This window comes from Rhodococcus sp. 05-2256-B1, from assembly GCF_002258465.1.
GTDB classification, from domain to species: Bacteria; Actinomycetota; Actinomycetes; order Mycobacteriales; family Mycobacteriaceae; genus Rhodococcoides; species Rhodococcoides fascians.
On sequence record NZ_NOZA01000027.1, the window covers coordinates 165,346 to 183,405 of the forward strand.

The following is an 18,060-nucleotide window of genomic DNA, read 5'->3' on the forward strand; positions in this document are numbered from 1 at the left end:
CGGCGTAGCGTTTCGGTTCATGAGTGACGTGAACGCCCCGTCGAATCAGGCCACCGGCACCGACTCGGCCCGGGCGAGCCGCGAACCGGTCGTGGTGCGAGAACTGGGCACCGTCGAGTACACCCAGGCGTGGGCTCTCCAGCGGGAACTGGCCGACGCCCGCGCCGACAATCGGGGCCCGGATACGTTGCTGTTGCTCGAGCACCCTTCCGTGTACACCGCCGGGCGGCGCACCTCGGAAGAGGACATGCCGCGTGACGGTACCCCTGTGGTCGAGGTGGACCGCGGCGGCAAGATCACTTGGCACGGGCCGGGTCAGCTGGTCGGCTACCCCATCGTCGCGCTGGCGCAGCCCATCGATGTCGTCAAGTACGTGCGCCGAGTCGAAGAGGCGCTGATCTCCGTGGTGTCCGATAACGGCATCGCATGCGGGCGGGTGGACGGCAGGTCCGGGGTGTGGCTCGCGTCCGAGGTTCGCGACGGCGTGCTTCTACCCGAGCGCAAGATCGCGGCCATCGGCGTGCGAGTTCAGCGCGGCGTCACCCTGCACGGCTTCTCCCTCAACTGCAATTCGGCGATGACGGGTTTCGATGCGATCGTGCCGTGCGGAATCGCCGACGCCGGTGTGACGTCGTTGTCGCTCGAGCTGGGGCGAGACGTCCCGGTCGCCGAGGTACTCGAGTCGGTCACGACGGCAGTTCTGGCCGCGTTGGACGGATCGATGCCGGTCAGAGAGCACGAGCTCGAGCACCCGGAGATCACCACCGCGACGGTGAACCCGCAATTCACGACGGTTCGGTTCGGCGCGTAGCATTGCTGGCGTGACTGTGGCCCCAGAAGGACGCAAGCTGCTCCGCCTCGAGATCCGAAACGCGGAGACCCCCATCGAACGCAAACCCAGCTGGATCAAGACCAAAGCCAAGATGGGCCCGGAATACACCGAGCTCAAAGGTCTTGTGAAGCGTGAGGGTCTGCACACGGTGTGCGAGGAAGCCGGCTGCCCGAATATCTACGAATGCTGGGAAGATCGCGAGGCGACCTTCCTCATCGGCGGCGAACAATGCACCCGTCGATGCGATTTCTGCCAGATCGATACCGGCAAGCCCGAGGATCTCGATCGCGACGAGCCTCGCCGCGTGGCGGAGAGTGTGCAGGCCATGGGCCTGCGCTACTCCACGATCACCGGAGTTGCCCGCGACGACCTCGAAGACGGTGGTGCGTGGCTGTACGCAGAGACCGTCCGGTACATCAAGCGGCTCAACCCCAACACCGGCGTCGAGCTGCTGATCCCCGACTTCAACGCCAAGCCCGACCAGCTGGCCGAGGTGTTCTCCTCCCGCCCGGAGGTGTTGGCCCACAACGTCGAGACCGTGCCGCGCATCTTCAAGCGCATCCGTCCGGCTTTCCGGTATCAGCGGTCGATGGACGTCATCACCGCAGCGCGTGACGACGGTCTGGTCACCAAGTCGAATCTCATTCTCGGCATGGGCGAGACTCCCGAGGAAGTCCAGGAAGCGATTCGCGACCTGCACGAGGCGGGCTGCGACATTCTGACGATCACCCAGTACCTACGACCGTCACCGCGGCACCACCCCGTCGAGCGGTGGGTCAAGCCGGAGGAGTTCGTCGAGCACTCCGACTACGCCACCGAGGTCGGGTTCGCCGGAGTGCTGGCCGGCCCGTTGGTCCGCTCCTCGTACCGCGCCGGACGCCTCTATGCGCAGGCCATGGCGCACCACGGTCGCGAACTGCCCGAGAGCATGAGCCACCTCACCGACGGCGGTGAAGCTTCTCAGGAGGCCAGTTCGTTGATGGCTCGGCTGGCTCCTCGCTGATCGATCCACTCGACGCGGCGCGATGCACGTGAGCGTCGGCACAGGCCGTATCCTGTGAGGTATGGCGAACGGCAGTAAAGCTGGCAAAGCGGCAAAGCCCAGCAAGGAAGCAAAGGCGGCTGCCAAGGCAGCCCGCAAGCAGGCATCGAAGGAACGGCGCAGCCAGTTGTGGCAGGCGTTCCAAATGCAGCGTAAGGACGACAAGGCTCTCCTTCCGCTGATGATCGGAGCGGTGGTCGGTCTCGGGCTGATCGGCTTCCTGATCGGTCTGGCCTTCGGCTTCCAGTGGTTCCTTCTCCCCATCGGTCTCCTGTTGGGCGTGCTGGTCGCGTTCATCATCTTCGGCCGGCGGGTCCAGAAGTCCGTGTACAAGAAGGCCGACGGTCAAGCCGGTGCCGCGGCGTGGGCCCTGGACAATCTTCAGGGATCGTGGCGTGTCACCAATGCGATCGCAGGCACCACTCATCTCGATGCCGTGCACCGGGTGATCGGAAAGCCGGGAGTGATCCTCGTTGCCGAGGGTGCCCCGCAGCGTGTGAAGACTCTGCTGGCCCAGGAGAAGAAGAAGACCGCCCGGCTGGTGGGCGACACCCCGATCTACGACATCATCGTCGGCAACGGGGAGAACCAGATTCCACTGTCGGGTTTGCAGAAGTACCTGTCGAAGTTGCCGAAGAACATCGACGGCAAGCGGATGGACACCATCGAGTCACGGCTGGCCGCGTTGGGCACCAAGGGTGGCCCGGCAATGCCCAAGGGACCGATTCCCGGCGGGGCCAAGATGAAGGGCGTTCAGCGGACCATGAAGCGTCGCTGACCCGTATTTCGACCGACAGCCCTGGTGCGTCGACCCCTCAGCGGGTCCGCAGCAGGGCTGTTCCCGTTGCGCGGTCGTGCATTCCCCTGCCGTCCATATCGGTGATCACGGCCGGGACGACGAACAGCAGAATGAGCTGGCGCACCAATGCCCGGACGAAACCGACTCGCGCATGGGCGTCGATGCGTCCCACCTGTACTCCCACGATGAATTGCCCCGGGGTGAACGAGAACAGCGAGACGCTCGCGATTCCTACGACGAACCACACGGCCAGCACGATCGTCGAGATCAGCCCGCTGGTGGTGTAACCGCCGAGAATCAGCGACGCCACACCGGTGGCCATCGTCCAGTCCAGCAGCAACGCCAGGACTCTACGACCGGTTCCGGCGAGTGCGCCGATGCCCTGTGCGGGCAGACCGAGTTGTTCCCCACGGAAGTTCTGCGGCGGTCGTGGGTTCGCGGCCGCCGGTCCGGACAACCAGGACCCTGTCATTCGTGCCATGATTCCCAGGATAGGCGCGGTCGGGCGCGCGGAAAAACGGGTGGACGTACTGTTGTTCGTGCCAACCGTGAACCACGACGTGTAACACGGGCGAAACACGAGCTTGACGGGCGGGCAACACCGAGTCCATACCGTCAGTTCGACGGACTCTCAACTAAGGAGCAAAAGCGTGGCGTTTTCCACGGCCCAAGAGGTCATCAAGTTCATCGCAGATGAAGGAATCGAATACGTCGACATCCGATTCACGGATCTGCCGGGTGCACAGCAGCACTTCTCCATCGCTGCCAAGGCGTTCACGGCCGACACACTGGAAGACGGCCTCGCGTTCGACGGCTCGTCCGTCCGCGGCTTCCAGTCGATCCACGAGTCCGACATGATTCTGCTGCCGGACTACGCCACCGCTCAGATCGACCCGTTCCGCAACGCGAAGACCCTCAACATGGACTTCTTCGTCCACGACCCGTTCACGCGTGAGGCGTACAGCCGCGACCCGCGCAACGTTGCGCGCAAGGCCGAGGAGTACTTGGCCAGCACCGGCATCGCCGACACCGCGTTCTTCGGTGCCGAGGCCGAGTTCTACATCTTCGATTCCGTGCGCTTCGACTCGCAGGCCAACGGCGCGTTCTACGAGCTCGACTCGTCCTCGGGTTGGTGGAACACCGGAGCCGAGACCGAGGCCGACGGCGGACCGAACCTTGGCTACAAGGTCCGCTACAAGGGTGGCTACTTCCCCGTCGCACCGTACGACCACTACGTCGACCTGCGTGACGAGATCTCGACCAACCTGCAGAACGCAGGCTTCGAGCTCGAGCGTGCCCACCACGAGGTCGGCACCGGCGGTCAGCAGGAGATCAACTACAAGTTCAACACGCTGCTCCGCGCGGCCGACGATCTGCAGCTCTTCAAGTACATCGTCAAGAACACCGCATGGAAGAACGGCAAGTCCGCGACGTTCATGCCGAAGCCCCTGTTCGGAGACAACGGCTCGGGCATGCACGTGCACCAGTCGCTGTGGAAAGACGGCAAGCCCCTCTTCCACGACGAGGCCGGATACGCCGGACTGTCCGATCTGGCACGTCACTACATCGGCGGCATTCTGCACCACGCTCCGTCGCTGTTGGCCTTCACCAACCCGACGATCAACTCGTACCACCGCCTGGTGCCGGGCTACGAGGCCCCCATCAACTTGGTCTACAGCCAGCGCAACCGCTCTGCGGCAGTGCGCATCCCGATCACCGGTAACAACCCGAAGGCCAAGCGCCTCGAGTTCCGCGCGCCGGACTCCTCGGGCAACCCGTACCTGAACTTCGCCGCTCAGATGATGGCGGGCCTGGACGGAATCAAGAACAAGATCGAGCCGATGGCTCCGGTCGACAAGGACCTCTACGAGTTGCCGCCCGAGGAAGCCAAGAACATTCCTCAGGCACCCACCTCGCTCAACGCGGTCATCGACCGTCTCGAGGCCGACCACGACTACCTCACCGAGGGTGGCGTCTTCACCACCGACCTCATCGAGACGTGGATCTCGCTCAAGCGTGAGCAGGAGATCGCTCCGGTCAACCTGCGTCCGCACCCGTACGAGTTCTCGCTCTACTACGACGTGTGAGTTCTCGGGTCATCTTTCGTCGGTGACCCGTCGATAGTCCACGAACGCCCGACCGGGCTGACCCGGTCGGGCGTTCGCGGTTCGAATGGGCTTGTCGCCGAAGCCATTTCGTCGTTTCGCTGCAAAAGGGTTCACCTGACGTTTGAATGGGTAACGACGGGGTACAGAAAAGCATCCGCGCTCAGCCGAACAGAGGACTACAACTGCATGGACGCTCTGTGGGACTTCATTGTCGGGCGGCGAAGGCAGTTGGCGATCGATTCGTATCTCCACGTGTCGGCCGTCATTCAATGTGTCGTCATTGCAACCGTCATCGGGGTGGCGATCGGTGTGCTCGTGTACCGAAGCCCTGCGGGCTCCGCAGTCGCGACGGCCCTGGCGAGTACGGTTCTCACCATCCCGTCGTTCGCACTGCTCGGAGTTCTCATTCCGGTGCTGGGTCTGGGCGTCAAACCCACTGTGACAGCACTCGTTCTGTACTCGCTTCTCCCCATCATCCGCAACACCGTGGTGGGCTTGGCAGCCGTCGATCCGGCCGTTGCCGACGCGGCTCGCGGAATCGGAATGAGCCGCGCTCTGGTGTTGCGCCGCATCGAGATCCCACTCGCGTGGCCGTCGATCCTCACCGGCATGCGCGTCAGTACGCAGATGGCCATGGGCATTCTCGCCATCGCCGCGTACGCCAAGGGTCCCGGACTCGGCAACCTCCTCTTCTCGGGCCTCGCCCGCGTGGGTAGCCCCACAGCTCTACCGCAGGCTCTGACCGGCACTGTCCTGATCGTCCTGCTGGCGTTGATCCTCGATGGGATCTACGTGTTGATCGGCAAACTGACCACCTCGAGGGGTATCCGTGAGTGACTCGACCCGTACATCGAATGTCTCCGGCGCGGAAATCGTGCTCGAGAACGTGACCAAGAGCTACCCGGGGCAGAAGCTCGCTGCCGTCGACAACGTGTCGATGACCATCCCCGCGGGCGAGGTCGTCGTACTCGTCGGGCCGTCCGGTTGCGGCAAGACGACGACGATGCGCATGATCAACCGTCTGATCGAGCCGACATCGGGCCGCATCACGATCGGTGGCAAGGACGCACTGTCGATCGATCCGAACGAGTTGCGCCGCACCATCGGTTATTCCATTCAGCAGGCAGGCCTGTTCCCGCACATGACGATTGCGCAGAACGTCGGGATGGTGCCGGGTCTCATCGGGTGGAACAAGAAGCGAATCGACGACCGCACGGACGAGATGCTGGACCTCGTCGGCCTCGATCCGGCGGTCTATCGCCAGCGTTATCCGCGGCAGCTCTCCGGCGGTCAGCAGCAACGCGTCGGAGTCGCACGCGCTCTTGCCGCCGATCCCCCGGTGCTGTTGATGGACGAACCGTTCGGTGCCGTCGACCCCATCACCCGCGGGTTGCTGCAGGACGAATTGATGCGTCTGCAAGCAGAATTGGGCAAGACCATCGTTTTCGTCACGCACGATTTCGACGAGGCGGTCAAGCTCGGTGACCGCATCGCCGTGCTCGGTAACCAGTCCACGATCCTCCAGTACGACACCCCCGAGGCGGTGCTCGCCAACCCGGCCGACGACACCGTGGCCGGGTTCGTCGGAGCCGGAGCCGCGTTGAAGCAGCTGACGTTGATGCGAGTACGCGACATCGAGCTGTCCGACGTGCCGGTGTTCGGCGAGGACGACTCGGTGGAGTCGATGAACTCCGCGCTGGGATCGGATCCCGAAGCCTGGGGAATCATCGTCGATTCCCGTAGACGCCCGATTCGGTGGACGGATCGACGCCACCTCGCGGGTGTGGGGAGCCTCCGTGACGTCGGGGTGCCGATGGGAGAACTGGTGTCGACCCAGTCGACCCTGCAGGATGCTCTGGAAGCTCTACTGTCCGAGGGCAATGCGACGGCGACCGTCACCGGCAATCGCGGCGAGTACGTCGGCACCGTGACCATCGACGTGCTGATCGACACCATCAAGTCGTTGCGGTCGCAACACGCGAACGATCACGACGAGCCGCGCGAAGCTGCTGGGACTCCGTCGTGACGACACTCGCCGATACCGGCGACGAGACCAAGGACGCCGCGCGTACTGCCAAGCGCGCCGAGCGAATTCGTCTTCTCATCCAGCCGGCCCTGGTGCTGGTGATCGTGGCGATTCTGTTGGTCTACGCGTTGACCAGAGACCTCACCGCGACGCAGGCCGAGACGATCAACATCAGCACGATCTCCACCAGGGTTCTCGAGCATGTGCTGATCACCTTCGTCGTCACCGCGTTGGTGCTCGTCATCGCCGTGCCTCTGGGAATTCTGCTGACTCGCAACGGGTATCGCAAAGCTGCACCACTGTTCATCGGTATCGCGAACATCGGGCAGGCCGCACCGGCCGTCGGCTTGCTGGTGTTGTTGTTCCTGTGGACGGGCGCAACGGGTTTCTGGACCGGCGTTCTCCCGATCGCGTTCTATTCGTTGCTCCCCGTTCTGCGCAACACCATGTTGGGCTTTCAGACAGTCGAGCCGAACTACATCGATGCCGCTCGCGGACAGGGCATGTCGAACATGGGCATTCTGCGCCGCATCGAATTTCCGCTCGCGGTTCCGTTCATCCTGGCGGGTCTGCGCACCTCGCTCGTGCTCGCCGTCGGCACCGCAACTCTGAGCTTTCTCGTCGGAGCAGGCGGGCTCGGCGTTCTGATCGACACCGGCTACAAGCTCAACCAACCACTCATTCTCGTCGTGGGTGCCGTTCTCGCGGTAGCACTCGCGCTGTTGGTGGATTGGCTGGGCGCACTCGCCGAGGCCTACCTTGGACCGAAAGGACTCCGCTGATGCGGCGCACCACCCGACGACTCGCAGCGCTGTGCGCCACCACCGTTCTCGCGCTGACGGGGTGCGGATTGCAGTCCGGCGGCGCGATGCCGTTGTCGGTCGAGGCCGGCAGCATCACTCCGCTCGAGGGGCTCGAAGGTGCCGAGTTCACCGTCGGATCGAAGGACTTCACCGAGCAGATCATCCTCGGCTACATCCTCGAATTCGCGCTGAGCGCAGCCGGTGCCGACGTTCGAGACCTCACCAACATCGTGGGCTCGCAGAGCGTTCGACTCGCGATGCAGAACGGCCAGGTTGACCTCGCCTACGAGTACACCGGAACCGGGTGGATCAACTACCTGGGCAACGAGAAGCCCATTCCCGATGCCACGGAACAGTTCGAGGCAGTGCGCGACGCCGACAAGGCCAACGGCATCGACTGGGTCAATCCCGCGCCGATGGACAACACCTATGCGCTGGCCATGAATCAGCAGGTCGCACAGGAAACCGGTGTGCGCACGCTGTCGGACTACGCCGCTCTGGTGAACCGAGATCCCGCCGCCGCGTCGCTGTGCGTCGAGACCGAGTTCAACAGTCGCCAGGACGGGCTCCCCGGTCTCGCCGCCACGTACGGTTTCGACGCCAACGCCATCTCGGTGCAAATCCTGCAGACCGGCGTCATCTATCAGGCAACTGCGGACGGTTCGCAGTGCCGCTTCGGTGAGGTGTTCACCACCGACGGTCGAATCAAGGGCTTGAACCTGACCGTGGTCGAAGACGACAAGGCGTTCTTCCCGCGGTACAACGCGACTGTCGTCGTGCGGCAGGAGATCGCCGATCGCTATCCGGAGATAGCCGAGGTCACCGCTCCCATCTCCGCTGCGCTCACCAACGAAGCGATCTCGGAGTTGAACAAGCAGGTCGACATCGACGGCCGCGAACCCGCGGACGTCGCACGTGACTGGATGGTCGAGCAGGGCTTCGTCACCGCGGGCAGCGACTAGAGCCCGCCGAACGTCCTCTCCACGACTGCCTTGGCCCGACGCGTGACGCGCAGATAGTTGTCGAGGAATGCCCCGGCGTCGCCGTTCTCCCACCCCGCCACCTGTGCGACGGCGGACAGGACGGCACCCGGTCTCGGCAGTTGGTCGGTCGGCTTACCGCGAACCAGGACGAGCGCATTGCGCGCTTTCGTCGCCAGGATCCACGCTTCGCGCAGCAGCTCGATGTCTGTCTCACTCATCAGCTCGGCTGCGCCGATCGCGTCGAGAGTTTGCAGCGTCGAGGTGTTGTGCAGTGACTCGACCTTGTGTGCGTAGCGGAGCTGGATGAGCTGTACGGTCCACTCGATGTCCGCCAGTCCCCCGCGTCCGAGCTTGGTGTGGGTGGCCGGGTCGGCTCCCTTGGGGAGACGTTCGGAGTCGATCCGCGCCTTGATACGCCGAATCTCACGGACGGCGTCGGCGGACACTCCCCCCTCGGGGTAGCGAACCTTGTCGGCCATCAGCAGGAAGCGGATGCCCAGGTCCTGATCTCCCGCCACCTGATGCGCACGCAGCAGAGCCTGTACCTCCCAGGCCTGAGCCCACTGGGCGTAGTACGCGGCGTAGGACGACAGCGTGCGCACCACCGGGCCGTTGCGACCTTCCGGGCGGAGGCCGGTGTCGACTTCGAGAGGCGGGTCGGTGCTCGGCGCTCCGAGCAGTTTCCGGATGCGATCGGCAATGGTGTTGGCCCACTTGACCGCAACGGTCTCGTCGACGCCGTCCACCGGTTCGCAGACGAACAGCACGTCGGCGTCGCTTCCGTAGCCGAGTTCGCCGCCGCCGAGGCGTCCCATGCCGATGACGGCCAGCGTCGCCGGTGCCGGTTCGCCACGCTCCTTCTCACTCGCCCGCACAGCGGCCGCCAATGCCGCGTTGATCACTGCGGCCCACACCGAGGACAACGCCCGGCAGACCTGAGGGACGTCGAGCATGCCGAGGATGTCTGCCGACGCCACCCGGGCCAGTTCGTGGCGGCGCAGCGCCCTGGCGGCATTGATCGCCCGAACCGGGTCCTCGTAGCGAGCCGAGGACGACAGGATGGCGCGGTAGGTCTCTTCGGGTTCGGCGTCCAGCAGGCGCGGGCCGGTCGGCCCGTCGGCGAACAACCTGATGACCTCGGGGGCCTTGATCAGCAGATCCGGCACGTACGCCGAGGATCCGAGGACGATCATCAGCCGCTGGGCCACCGCACCCTCGTCGCGCAGCACTCGCAGGAACCACGTCTGCTCGCCGGCCGATTCCGAGAGCCGTCGGTAGTTCAGCAGTCCGGCGTCGGGATCCGGTGTGTCGGCGAGCCATTCGAGCAACGTCGGCAGCAGCACGGCCTGAATCTGACCGCGGCGGGTACCGGAACCGACCAGCGCTCGCAGGTGGCCCAACGCATTCTGCGGCGTCGCGTACCCGAGCGCGGCAAGCTGACGCGTCGCCGCGTCGGGGGTCAAACGCACTGTCTCCGAGTCGAATTTGACCACCGAGTCGAGCAACGGTCGGTAGAAGAGCTTGGCGTGCAGCCGACGGATGCGCTGCGCGTTGCGCTTGATCTCGGCGTTCAGCACACCGAGCGCATCGCGGTTACCGTCGGGGCGCATGTGCGCGGAACGCGCGAGCCACCGCAGACCTTCCTCGTCGTCCGGTGGAGGCAGGGTGTGTGTGCGACGCATCCGCTGCAACTGCAGTCGGTGCTCGATCAATCTCAAGAATTCGTAGGACGCGGTCAGGTTCGCGGCGTCGTCACGGCCGACGTACCCGCCCTCGGTCAGAGCCGTCAGTGCATCGGTCGTGCCCAGTACGCGCAACGACTCGTCTGTTCTGCCGTGCACCAATTGCAGGAGCTGGACGGCAAATTCGACGTCGCGCAGACTGCCGCGTCCGAGTTTGATCTCCCGTTCGCGCAGCTCGGTCGGCACCATCTCCTCGACCCGTCGCCGCATCGCGCGGACCTCGGGCACGAAGTCCTCACGCTGACTGGCCAGCCACACCATCGGATTGACGGCATCGACGTAATCGTTGCCGAGGGCGATATCGCCGGTCATCGGCCGAGCCTTGAGCAAGGCCTGGAACTCCCACGTCTTGGCCCAGCGCTTGTAGTAGGCCACGTGCGAGTCGAGCGTGCGAACCAGCTCGCCGCGCTTACCTTCGGGGCGAAGCGCAGCGTCGACCTCGAAGAACGCCGAGGACCCGATGCGCATCATCTCGCCGGCGATCCGACTCGCCTGTGAGTCCGCCGGCTCGGCGACGAACACGACATCGACGTCCGATACGTAATTGAGTTCGCGCGCACCGCATTTGCCCATGGCGATGACGGCCAGCCGCGTCGGACACGGGGCATCGGGACACACGGTCGCCACCGCCACCGACAGAGCCGCAGTGAGCGCCGCGTCTGCCATGTCGGACAGTTGAGCTCCCACCACCGTGTACGGCAGAACCGGTTCGTTCTCGACGGTCGCGGCGAGGTCGTAGGCGGCCAACACCATGATCTGGTCGCGGTACTTCTTGCGCAGGGCGATCACGGCGGGCGGGCCGGTGACGGACGCCCGGTACAGATCGGGTGCGGCATTGGGCCCGGTCTCCGGCTCGGCCCCGACGGCCTCGAGCAGTTCTGCGACCAGCGTTGCCTTGCTGGGCAACTGGATCTTCGCCGACACTCCGCTGCTCTGACCTTCCGCGGTCAGTAACAACCGCCAGGTGGTGTCGTCGGCAACGAGGTGGTCGGCGAGCGCACTGGACGCGCCGACGAGTCCCAGGAGGCGGCCGCGGAATCCCTTGTCGTTACGCAGTGCGGCGTCGAATTCGGCCCAGCCACTGCCGAGCATCTCGTACATGCGCACCAGCGTGCGCAGTGCGAGATCGGCATTGGGGGCACGCGAGAGCGACCACAGCAGCTCCAGACTCTCTTCGCCCGTCCAGCCCAGGGTGCGCAGATCGGACGGCGCAGTCTCCTCGACGAGACCGAGGCGGCCAGGTCCGGGTACGACCGACCTGGAAGTGGGAGGACGCACCATCAGAATCCACCTCGGGGTGCCACAGATATACCTCGTCGTCAGTAATGCGACGCGAGGGTGCCCACGCCGGCATCGAACCTACATTCGGGATCGACTAGAACGTAGCCCATGGCAGCGGTGGGTTGTTACAGACCCCGCTGCTCTACAAACCGAGGTACGCCCTCAGCTCGTACGGCGTGACGTGGCTGCGGTATTCCTCCCACTCGCGACGCTTGTTGCGCAAGAAGAAGTCGAACACGTGCTCGCCCAGTGCTTCTGCGACCAGCTCGGAACCCTCCATCGCGTTGAGCGCTTGGTCGAGGTTGCCCGGCAGTTCCTTGTAGCCCATGGCGCGACGCTCCGCGGAGGTCAATGCCCACACGTCTTCCTCGGCCTCGGGAGGAAGGGTGTACCCCTTCTCGATTCCGCGCAGGCCTGCCGCGAGCAGCACCGCGAACGCGAGATACGGGTTGCAGGCCGAATCGGGGCTACGAATCTCGACGCGTCGCGACGACGCCTTGTTCGGGGTGTACATGGGCACACGAATCAATGCCGACCGGTTGGCCGGTCCCCAGGATGCAGCGGTCGGGGCTTCGCCACCACGCACGAGACGCTTGTACGAGTTGACCCACTGGTTGGTCACGGCACTGATCTCGTTGGCGTGCTCGAGGATGCCGGCGATGAAGGACTTGCCGGTTTCGGACAGCTGCATCGGATCGTCCGGGTTGTGGAAGGCGTTGGCGTCGCCCTCGAACAAACTCATGTGCGTGTGCATCGCCGAGCCGGCCTGGTCGCTGAACGGTTTGGGCATGAACGTCGCGCGCACGCCCTCTTCGATGGCGACTTCCTTGACCACGTAGCGGAAGGTCATGATGTTGTCGGCCATGGACAGTGCGTCCGCGTACCGCAGATCGATCTCCTGCTGGCCCGGCGCTGCCTCGTGGTGGCTGAACTCGACCGAGATGCCCATCGACTCGAGCGCGTCGATGGCATGCCTGCGGAAGTTCGGAGCCGAGTCGTGCACGGCCTGGTCGAAGTAGCCGCCGTTGTCTGCCGGGGTCGGCGGTGAGCCGTCCTGGGGAGCGTCTTTGAGCAAGAAGAATTCGATCTCGGGGTGCACGTAGCAGCTGAATCCGAGGTCGGCAGCCTTGCTCAGCTGGCGACGCAGCACGTGGCGCGAATCGGCCCAGGACGGCGAGCCGTCGGGCATGGCGATGTCGCAGAACATGCGGGCAGAGTGCTGGTGACCCTTGCTGGTCGACCACGGCAGAATCTGGAACGTCGACGGATCCGGCTTGGCGACGGTGTCGGCCTCGGAGACGCGGGCGAATCCTTCGATGGCGCTGCCGTCGAAGCCGATTCCCTCGTCGAATGCACCTTCGAGTTCAGCGGGCGCGATGGCCACCGATTTGAGGTACCCGAGGACGTCGGTGAACCAGAGGCGGACGAAACGAATGTCGCGCTCTTCGAGAGTCCGGAGCACGAATTCCTTTTGACGATCCATGAACGCGAGAGTAAGCAAACGGAGTTAAATCTGTGTTACATCGTGAATTCAGTCTCACTTCGTGGAACTCTCCGCTCACCGCGCGCCCGGTGAGGTACGTGTCAGCAGACCAGCCCTTCGCGTGGTGGGACGAGGTCCACCAGGTAGTTCGTCAGCGGATCGTCGATGCACTCCACTCCCGAGAACGCCACCGTGTGTTGCGTGCCGTTGTAGGTGACCAAGTCGCCGCGCAGCTGGTCGGCCAGTTCCACGCCCGCTTGGTAGGGCGTCGCCGGATCGTTCGTCGTCGAGACCACCACCAGCGTGGGCAGCCCCTCCACCTCCACGATGTGGGGCTCACTGGTGTTCGGCACCGGCCAGAAGGCACACAGATCCAGCGGCGCGTTCCCGGTGGAGCGGCCGTCGTCGAGGTACGGCGCTGCCGCTCGGAACCTGGCGTCGGCCTCGTCGGCCTCCCCCCGGTCGGTGGTCGGCGGGCCGTCGACGCATCGGACGGCGTTGAACGCGTCGTCGATGTTGGTGTAGCTACCGTCCTCGAGCCGTCCGGAGTAGGTGTCGGCGAGGCGCAGCAGTGTGTCTCCCCTGCCCTCTCGCAGTTCGCTCAGTCCGGCTCGCAGCAAGCGCCAGAGCTGCGGTGAATACAGCGCCTGTTGCGCTCCGGTGATCGCGTCGTCGTAGCTCAGTCCGCGCGGATCGGTGGTGTCGGCGGGCGTGCCGACCAGCGGGTCGACCAATGTCCGGAACTGCGCCACGGCCTGGGACGGATCGGTGCCGAGCGGACAGGTATCCGTCTGCGTGCAGTCCGCAGCGAACTGGTCGAACGCGGTCTGGAACGCCGCACCCTGGGCGACGGCCTCGTCGACGGGCGACTGGTCGGGATCGAGTGCTCCGTCGAGCACCATGGCCCGGACGTTCGACGGGAACGCCTCGGCGTAGGCGGTTCCGATGCGTGTCCCGTACGAGTACCCGACGTACGTGAGCTTCTCGTCGCCGAGCACTGCGCGGATGACATCCATGTCGCGGACGACTTCACGGGTGCCGACGTGTTCGAGCACGTCGGCCCCGGTGCGTTCGACACATTGCGCCGCGTAATCGCGATGATCCGCTTCGGTGGCGGCGATCCCTTCCGGGCTGACGTCGACGTCCGGTTCCCGACGCTCTTCGTCGACTCCCTCGGACGTCAGGCAGCGCACTTCGGGTTCGGAGGCCCCGATCCCACGTGGGTCGAATCCGATTCGGTCGAACCGGTCGGCGATCGGGGTGCCGTCGGCTTGCTCGGCGAGGTAGAGCCCCGAAGACCCCGGACCGCCCGGGTTCATCAGGATCGACCCGATCTTCTCCCCCGTCGCCTGAGTGCGAGAGATCGCGATGTCGATGGTCTTGCCGCCCGGATCGGCGTAGTCGAGTGGCACGGTCACTCGGGCGCACTGGACTGCGTCGCCGAGTTCGGACCCATCCGTGTTGTAGGACTCACACGATTCCCACTGCAGATTCTGGGTGTAGAACGCCTCGAGCCCGGCAGGAACAGGACCGGCCGGAGCCGAGAACGTGGAGTCGGACGCGGTGGACGCATCGGGGTCGGCACCGGGCCCGGGCGCGGAGCAGCCGGCGAGGACGAAGGCGACTGCGGACAGTGCCACGACCGACGTCGTGGTGCGCGTTCTCATGAGTCGATCGTGCCAGGTCTTTCCGGCCACACTCCATTCTCGCTGCCCGGCAGGGACGGCCGTCGAGCACTAGCGTCTACACGGTGCAGGCCCTCAGACTCGCCCTCGCCCAGATCAATCCCGTCGTCGGCGATCTCGAAGCGAATGCGGCGGCGATCGTCGAATGGACCGTCCGTGCCGCCCATGACGGTGCCAACGTGGTCGTGTTTCCGGAGATGGCCCTGACCGGGTATCCGGTCGAGGATCTGGCGTTGAATCCGTCGTTCGCCGCGGCATCGGCGCTGGCACTGACGGGGCTGGCGGAGTCCCTGGACCGAGCCGGGTGCGGCGATCGCATCGTTGTGGCGGGATATCTCGACCGCGATGTCGAGGGCTCGAGAAACAGCGCGGCGGTGATCGTCGACGGCCGGGTCGCAGCTCGGTACGACAAGCATTCATTGCCCACCTACCGGGTGTTCGACGAGGCACGTTATTTCGCGCCCGGCTCCCGTTTGAGCATCGTGACGGTCAACGGCGTGCGACTCGGACTCGTTGTGTGCGAGGACATCTGGCAACCCGGTGGATCCGTTGCCGCCTACGCCTCGGCCGGAGTCGATCTACTGCTGTGCCTCAACGCGAGCCCCTTCGAGCAGGGGAAGGACACGATTCGTCACTCTGTCGTCCAGCGCCGAGCCACCGAGATCGGGACCCCCATCGCGTACGTGAACGCGGTCGGCGGTCAAGACGAGCTGGTGTTCGACGGGGGAAGTCTCGTGCTCGGTCCCGACGGCTCGACGTGGGGCCGGTCTCCGCAATTCGTCGAGCACCTGTTGATCGTCGACGTGGATGCCCCCGCGGATCCGGTCGCGGACTCCCCCGCGGTGGCGGGCTGGACGATCGATCGCGTCGCTCTGCCCGACGTGGCGATCAGCGGCTGGCAGCGTACCGAGCCGTCCCTGGCTCAGCCCCTCGGCACCGAGGAACAGGTGTGGGGCGCGTTGGTGACCGGGCTACGAGATTACTTGCACAAGAACGGCTTTCGTTCGGTCACCCTCGGTCTGTCCGGTGGAATCGATTCGGCGGTCGTCGCCGCCATCGCCGTCGATGCCCTCGGCGCTGACGCGGTGTACGCAGTGTCGATGCCCTCGGAGTTCTCCTCGGAGCATTCACGCATCGATGCCGAGGATCTCGCCGCGCGCACCGGCATTCACTTTCGAACCGAACCAATTTCCCAGATGGTCGCCGGCTTCGTCGACCAGCTGCACCTGACCGGCGTGGCCGAGGAGAACGTCCAGGCGAGATGCCGGGGAATCGTGTTGATGGCGCTGTCCAACACCTTCGGTCATCTGGTTCTTGCCACCGGGAACAAGTCCGAACTGGCGGTGGGATATTCGACGATCTACGGCGACGCGGTCGGCGGCTTCGCACCGATCAAGGACGTGCCCAAGACGCTGGTCTGGGGATTGGCGCGATGGCGCAACGAGTCCGCGATCGACCGCGGAGACGTCCCGCCGATCCCCGAATCGAGCATCGACAAGCCGCCCTCGGCCGAGCTTCGGCCGGGTCAGCTCGATACCGATTCACTGCCCGACTACGACACCCTCGACGCCATCCTGTTTCGGTACGTCGACCACGATCAGGGCGTCGCAGACATCGTCGCGGCGGGTTTCGACGCGTTCGTCGTGGCGGACGTCGTGCGCAAGGTGGACACGGCGGAATACAAGCGGCGGCAGTATCCGATCGGCACCAAGGTCACCTCGCGGGCGTTCGGACGCGATCGCCGGATGCCGATCACGGTCGGGAGGGGCGCGTACGAGCCCCCGATGTGACGATCAGCTGTTGCCGTGACTGTGACAAATTGCACTCCCTACCAGCATTCCTGCGACGGAAGGGCGGTGGCAGACTGGGGACGTCATCACACCCCATCCCGGGGACCCGCCGCGCGGGCCTCGAGGACCAGAAAGGGACAAAGATGTCCGAAAATGCTGTGTACGGCGGTTCGTCCACCGAATCCCCGGCGACCGCGCTGACCCGCAAGACCCGTACCCACCATCTGCTGCAGATGAAGGCAGAGGGTGAGCGTTGGGGAATGCTGACGGCGTACGACTACTCCAGTGCCCGCATCTTCGAGGAAGCCGGCGTGCCTGTGCTTCTCGTCGGTGACTCCGCGGCCAACGTCGTGTACGGCTACGACACCACCGTGCCGATCACCGTGGACGAGTTGCTTCCTCTCGTACGTGGAGTGGTACGCGGCGCACCGCACGCGCTCGTCGTCGCAGATCTGCCCTTCGGTACCTACGAAGCCTCACCGCAGCAGGCCCTCGAAACCGCTGTTCGTTTCATGAAGGAAGGCCTCGCGGGTGCCGTGAAGCTCGAGGGCGGCGAGCGGGTCGCACCGCAGATCGCCGCCATCACCGCTGCCGGCATCCCCGTCATGGCCCATGTGGGATTCACCCCGCAGAGCGTCAACACCCTCGGCGGATTCCGCGTTCAGGGTCGCGGTGACGCGTCCGAACAACTCGTCGCCGACGCCATCGCCGTACAGGAGGCAGGTGCCTTCGCCGTCGTCATGGAGATGGTCCCCGCCGACATCGCCGGCCAGGTCACCCGCAAGCTCACGATCCCGACGGTCGGAATCGGAGCGGGCAACGAATGCGACGCTCAGGTTCTCGTGTGGCAGGACATGGCCGGATACACCAACGGCAAGACCGCCAAGTTCGTCAAGAAGTTCGCCGACGTGGGCGATTCGCTGCGCACCGCAGCCACCACGTACATGTCCGAGGTGCGCTCGGGAGTCTTCCCCGGACCCGAACACAGCTACTGACCGTCGTCGTCTGATCCCGGTTCGGATGGCACACTCGGGCCATGACAATCAGACGGGGTACGACGTCCATTGCAGGACGAAGCGCAGTCGCACTGGTCGGTGCGGCTGCGCTTCTCGCCGTAGTGGGGGCATGCGGCACCGACACGACCAATACCGGTTCGTCGTCGACCACGACGACCGCTCCGAGCACGACGGTGGCGACGACGACTCCTGCGGGAGCGGCTGTCACCGATGCCCAGAAGCAGCAGCTGTGCACCGATCTCGAGGCGCAGCTGTCGAATTGGCGCGTGCAGGGCCCCACTCTCGGTCGCGGCGGTCTGAACATTCTGGTGCAGACCTGGGCTGCGCAGAGCGGCGTCATCAACCTCCAGGTGGTGCAGAATCGCGCGCTCGTCGACGACATCACGAAGGAAACGTGCTCGGACGTGCGGGACGAGGCCATCCGCTCCCTCGACATCCCGGATCTGGCCTCCGGTCTGGTCGGCTTCTAG

15 protein-coding genes are annotated in these 18,060 nt (G+C 65.0%); 11 read left to right on the forward strand and 4 right to left on the reverse strand.

Annotation, left to right across the window (positions count from 1 at the left end; translation table 11 throughout):
* Window positions 1-19 precede the first annotated feature (19 nt).
* The 3 genes from lipB (at window position 20) to CH285_RS16255 (ending at window position 2,652) form a co-directional block, all read left to right on the forward strand.
* Window positions 20-811 carry a lipoyl(octanoyl) transferase LipB gene (gene lipB / locus CH285_RS16245; RefSeq protein ID WP_037219388.1) on the forward strand — a complete coding sequence of 264 codons (792 nt, stop codon included), beginning with the start codon at window positions 20-22 and terminating at the stop codon, window positions 809-811.
* A gap of 10 nt (window positions 812-821) precedes the next feature.
* Window positions 822-1,835, forward strand: a complete 1,014-nt coding sequence (gene lipA, locus CH285_RS16250) for a lipoyl synthase (RefSeq protein ID WP_027497403.1) — start codon at window positions 822-824, stop codon at window positions 1,833-1,835.
* A gap of 61 nt (window positions 1,836-1,896) precedes the next feature.
* Window positions 1,897-2,652, forward strand: a complete 756-nt coding sequence (locus tag CH285_RS16255) for a DUF4191 domain-containing protein (protein WP_027497404.1) — start codon at window positions 1,897-1,899, stop codon at window positions 2,650-2,652.
* A 37-nt stretch (window positions 2,653-2,689) separates the two neighbouring features.
* On the opposite strand, the gene CH285_RS16260 is transcribed toward CH285_RS16255, so the two are convergent.
* A complete protein-coding gene (locus CH285_RS16260) occupies window positions 2,690-3,154 on the reverse strand; it encodes an RDD family protein (RefSeq protein ID WP_032406716.1) in 465 nt (154 codons plus the stop codon).
* A gap of 169 nt (window positions 3,155-3,323) precedes the next feature.
* Here CH285_RS16260 and glnA (CH285_RS16265) point away from each other — a divergent pair, with 169 nt between their 5' ends.
* From glnA (CH285_RS16265) to CH285_RS16285, 5 genes are all read left to right on the forward strand, one after another.
* Window positions 3,324-4,760 (forward strand): type I glutamate--ammonia ligase, encoded by a 1,437-nt coding sequence (glnA, locus tag CH285_RS16265; protein WP_027497406.1) that lies wholly within the window; start codon window positions 3,324-3,326, stop codon window positions 4,758-4,760.
* A gap of 207 nt (window positions 4,761-4,967) precedes the next feature.
* Window positions 4,968-5,618, forward strand: a complete 651-nt coding sequence (locus CH285_RS16270) for an ABC transporter permease (protein ID WP_027497407.1) — start codon at window positions 4,968-4,970, stop codon at window positions 5,616-5,618.
* The gene (locus CH285_RS16275; protein ID WP_027497408.1) at window positions 5,611-6,807 is read left to right on the forward strand and encodes an ABC transporter ATP-binding protein; all 1,197 of its coding nucleotides are present in this window, start codon (window positions 5,611-5,613) and stop codon (window positions 6,805-6,807) included. The genes CH285_RS16270 and CH285_RS16275 overlap by 8 nt, the downstream gene beginning before the upstream one ends.
* On the forward strand, window positions 6,804-7,589 hold the full coding sequence (locus tag CH285_RS16280) for an ABC transporter permease (RefSeq protein WP_027497409.1): 786 nt from the start codon (window positions 6,804-6,806) through the stop codon (window positions 7,587-7,589). Before CH285_RS16275 ends, CH285_RS16280 begins: the two co-directional genes overlap by 4 nt.
* Window positions 7,589-8,572 carry a glycine betaine ABC transporter substrate-binding protein gene (locus CH285_RS16285; RefSeq protein ID WP_027497410.1) on the forward strand — a complete coding sequence of 328 codons (984 nt, stop codon included), beginning with the start codon at window positions 7,589-7,591 and terminating at the stop codon, window positions 8,570-8,572. The genes CH285_RS16280 and CH285_RS16285 overlap by 1 nt, the downstream gene beginning before the upstream one ends.
* Here the strand turns inward: CH285_RS16285 and CH285_RS16290 are convergent.
* From CH285_RS16290 to CH285_RS16300, 3 genes are all read right to left on the reverse strand, one after another.
* On the reverse strand, window positions 8,569-11,616 hold the full coding sequence (locus CH285_RS16290) for a bifunctional [glutamine synthetase] adenylyltransferase/[glutamine synthetase]-adenylyl-L-tyrosine phosphorylase (protein ID WP_094644280.1): 3,048 nt from the start codon (window positions 11,614-11,616) through the stop codon (window positions 8,569-8,571). The two genes, CH285_RS16285 and CH285_RS16290, sit on opposite strands and share 4 nt — an antisense overlap.
* A 142-nt stretch (window positions 11,617-11,758) precedes the next feature.
* Window positions 11,759-13,099, reverse strand: a complete 1,341-nt coding sequence (glnA, locus tag CH285_RS16295; protein ID WP_027497412.1) for a type I glutamate--ammonia ligase — start codon at window positions 13,097-13,099, stop codon at window positions 11,759-11,761.
* A 101-nt stretch (window positions 13,100-13,200) separates the two neighbouring features.
* Entirely contained in the window at window positions 13,201-14,766 is a 1,566-nt protein-coding gene (locus tag CH285_RS16300) for an alpha/beta hydrolase (RefSeq protein WP_032391097.1), read from the reverse strand.
* Between the two features lie 83 nt (window positions 14,767-14,849).
* On the opposite strand from CH285_RS16300, the gene CH285_RS16305 reads away from it, so the two are divergent.
* The 3 genes from CH285_RS16305 (at window position 14,850) to CH285_RS16315 (ending at window position 18,060) form a co-directional block, all read left to right on the forward strand.
* A complete protein-coding gene (locus CH285_RS16305; RefSeq protein WP_032390994.1) occupies window positions 14,850-16,574 on the forward strand; it encodes an NAD+ synthase in 1,725 nt (574 codons plus the stop codon).
* A gap of 143 nt (window positions 16,575-16,717) precedes the next feature.
* Window positions 16,718-17,569: a 3-methyl-2-oxobutanoate hydroxymethyltransferase gene (panB, locus tag CH285_RS16310; RefSeq protein ID WP_032368131.1), complete on the forward strand. Its 852-nt coding sequence runs from the start codon at window positions 16,718-16,720 to the stop codon at window positions 17,567-17,569.
* Between the two features lie 41 nt (window positions 17,570-17,610).
* The gene (locus CH285_RS16315; RefSeq protein WP_176458482.1) at window positions 17,611-18,060 is read left to right on the forward strand and encodes a hypothetical protein; all 450 of its coding nucleotides are present in this window, start codon (window positions 17,611-17,613) and stop codon (window positions 18,058-18,060) included.

What these genes read in the sequence shown, in the direction of transcription:
- CH285_RS16285 (WP_027497410.1), top strand. Translation starts at nt 7,589, where the DNA reads ATGCGGCGCACCACCCGACGACTCGCAGCGCTGTGCGCCACCACCGTT.
- CH285_RS16315 (WP_176458482.1), top strand. Translation starts at nt 17,611, where the DNA reads ATGACAATCAGACGGGGTACGACGTCCATTGCAGGACGAAGCGCAGTC.
- CH285_RS16255 (WP_027497404.1), top strand. Translation starts at nt 1,897, where the DNA reads ATGGCGAACGGCAGTAAAGCTGGCAAAGCGGCAAAGCCCAGCAAGGAA.
- CH285_RS16260 (WP_032406716.1), bottom strand. Translation starts at nt 3,154, where the DNA reads ATGGCACGAATGACAGGGTCCTGGTTGTCCGGACCGGCGGCCGCGAAC.
- panB (WP_032368131.1), top strand. Translation starts at nt 16,718, where the DNA reads ATGTCCGAAAATGCTGTGTACGGCGGTTCGTCCACCGAATCCCCGGCG.
- lipB (WP_037219388.1), top strand. Translation starts at nt 20, where the DNA reads ATGAGTGACGTGAACGCCCCGTCGAATCAGGCCACCGGCACCGACTCG.
- glnA (WP_027497412.1), bottom strand. Translation starts at nt 13,099, where the DNA reads ATGGATCGTCAAAAGGAATTCGTGCTCCGGACTCTCGAAGAGCGCGAC.
- CH285_RS16300 (WP_032391097.1), bottom strand. Translation starts at nt 14,766, where the DNA reads ATGAGAACGCGCACCACGACGTCGGTCGTGGCACTGTCCGCAGTCGCC.
- CH285_RS16270 (WP_027497407.1), top strand. Translation starts at nt 4,968, where the DNA reads ATGGACGCTCTGTGGGACTTCATTGTCGGGCGGCGAAGGCAGTTGGCG.
- CH285_RS16290 (WP_094644280.1), bottom strand. Translation starts at nt 11,616, where the DNA reads ATGGTGCGTCCTCCCACTTCCAGGTCGGTCGTACCCGGACCTGGCCGC.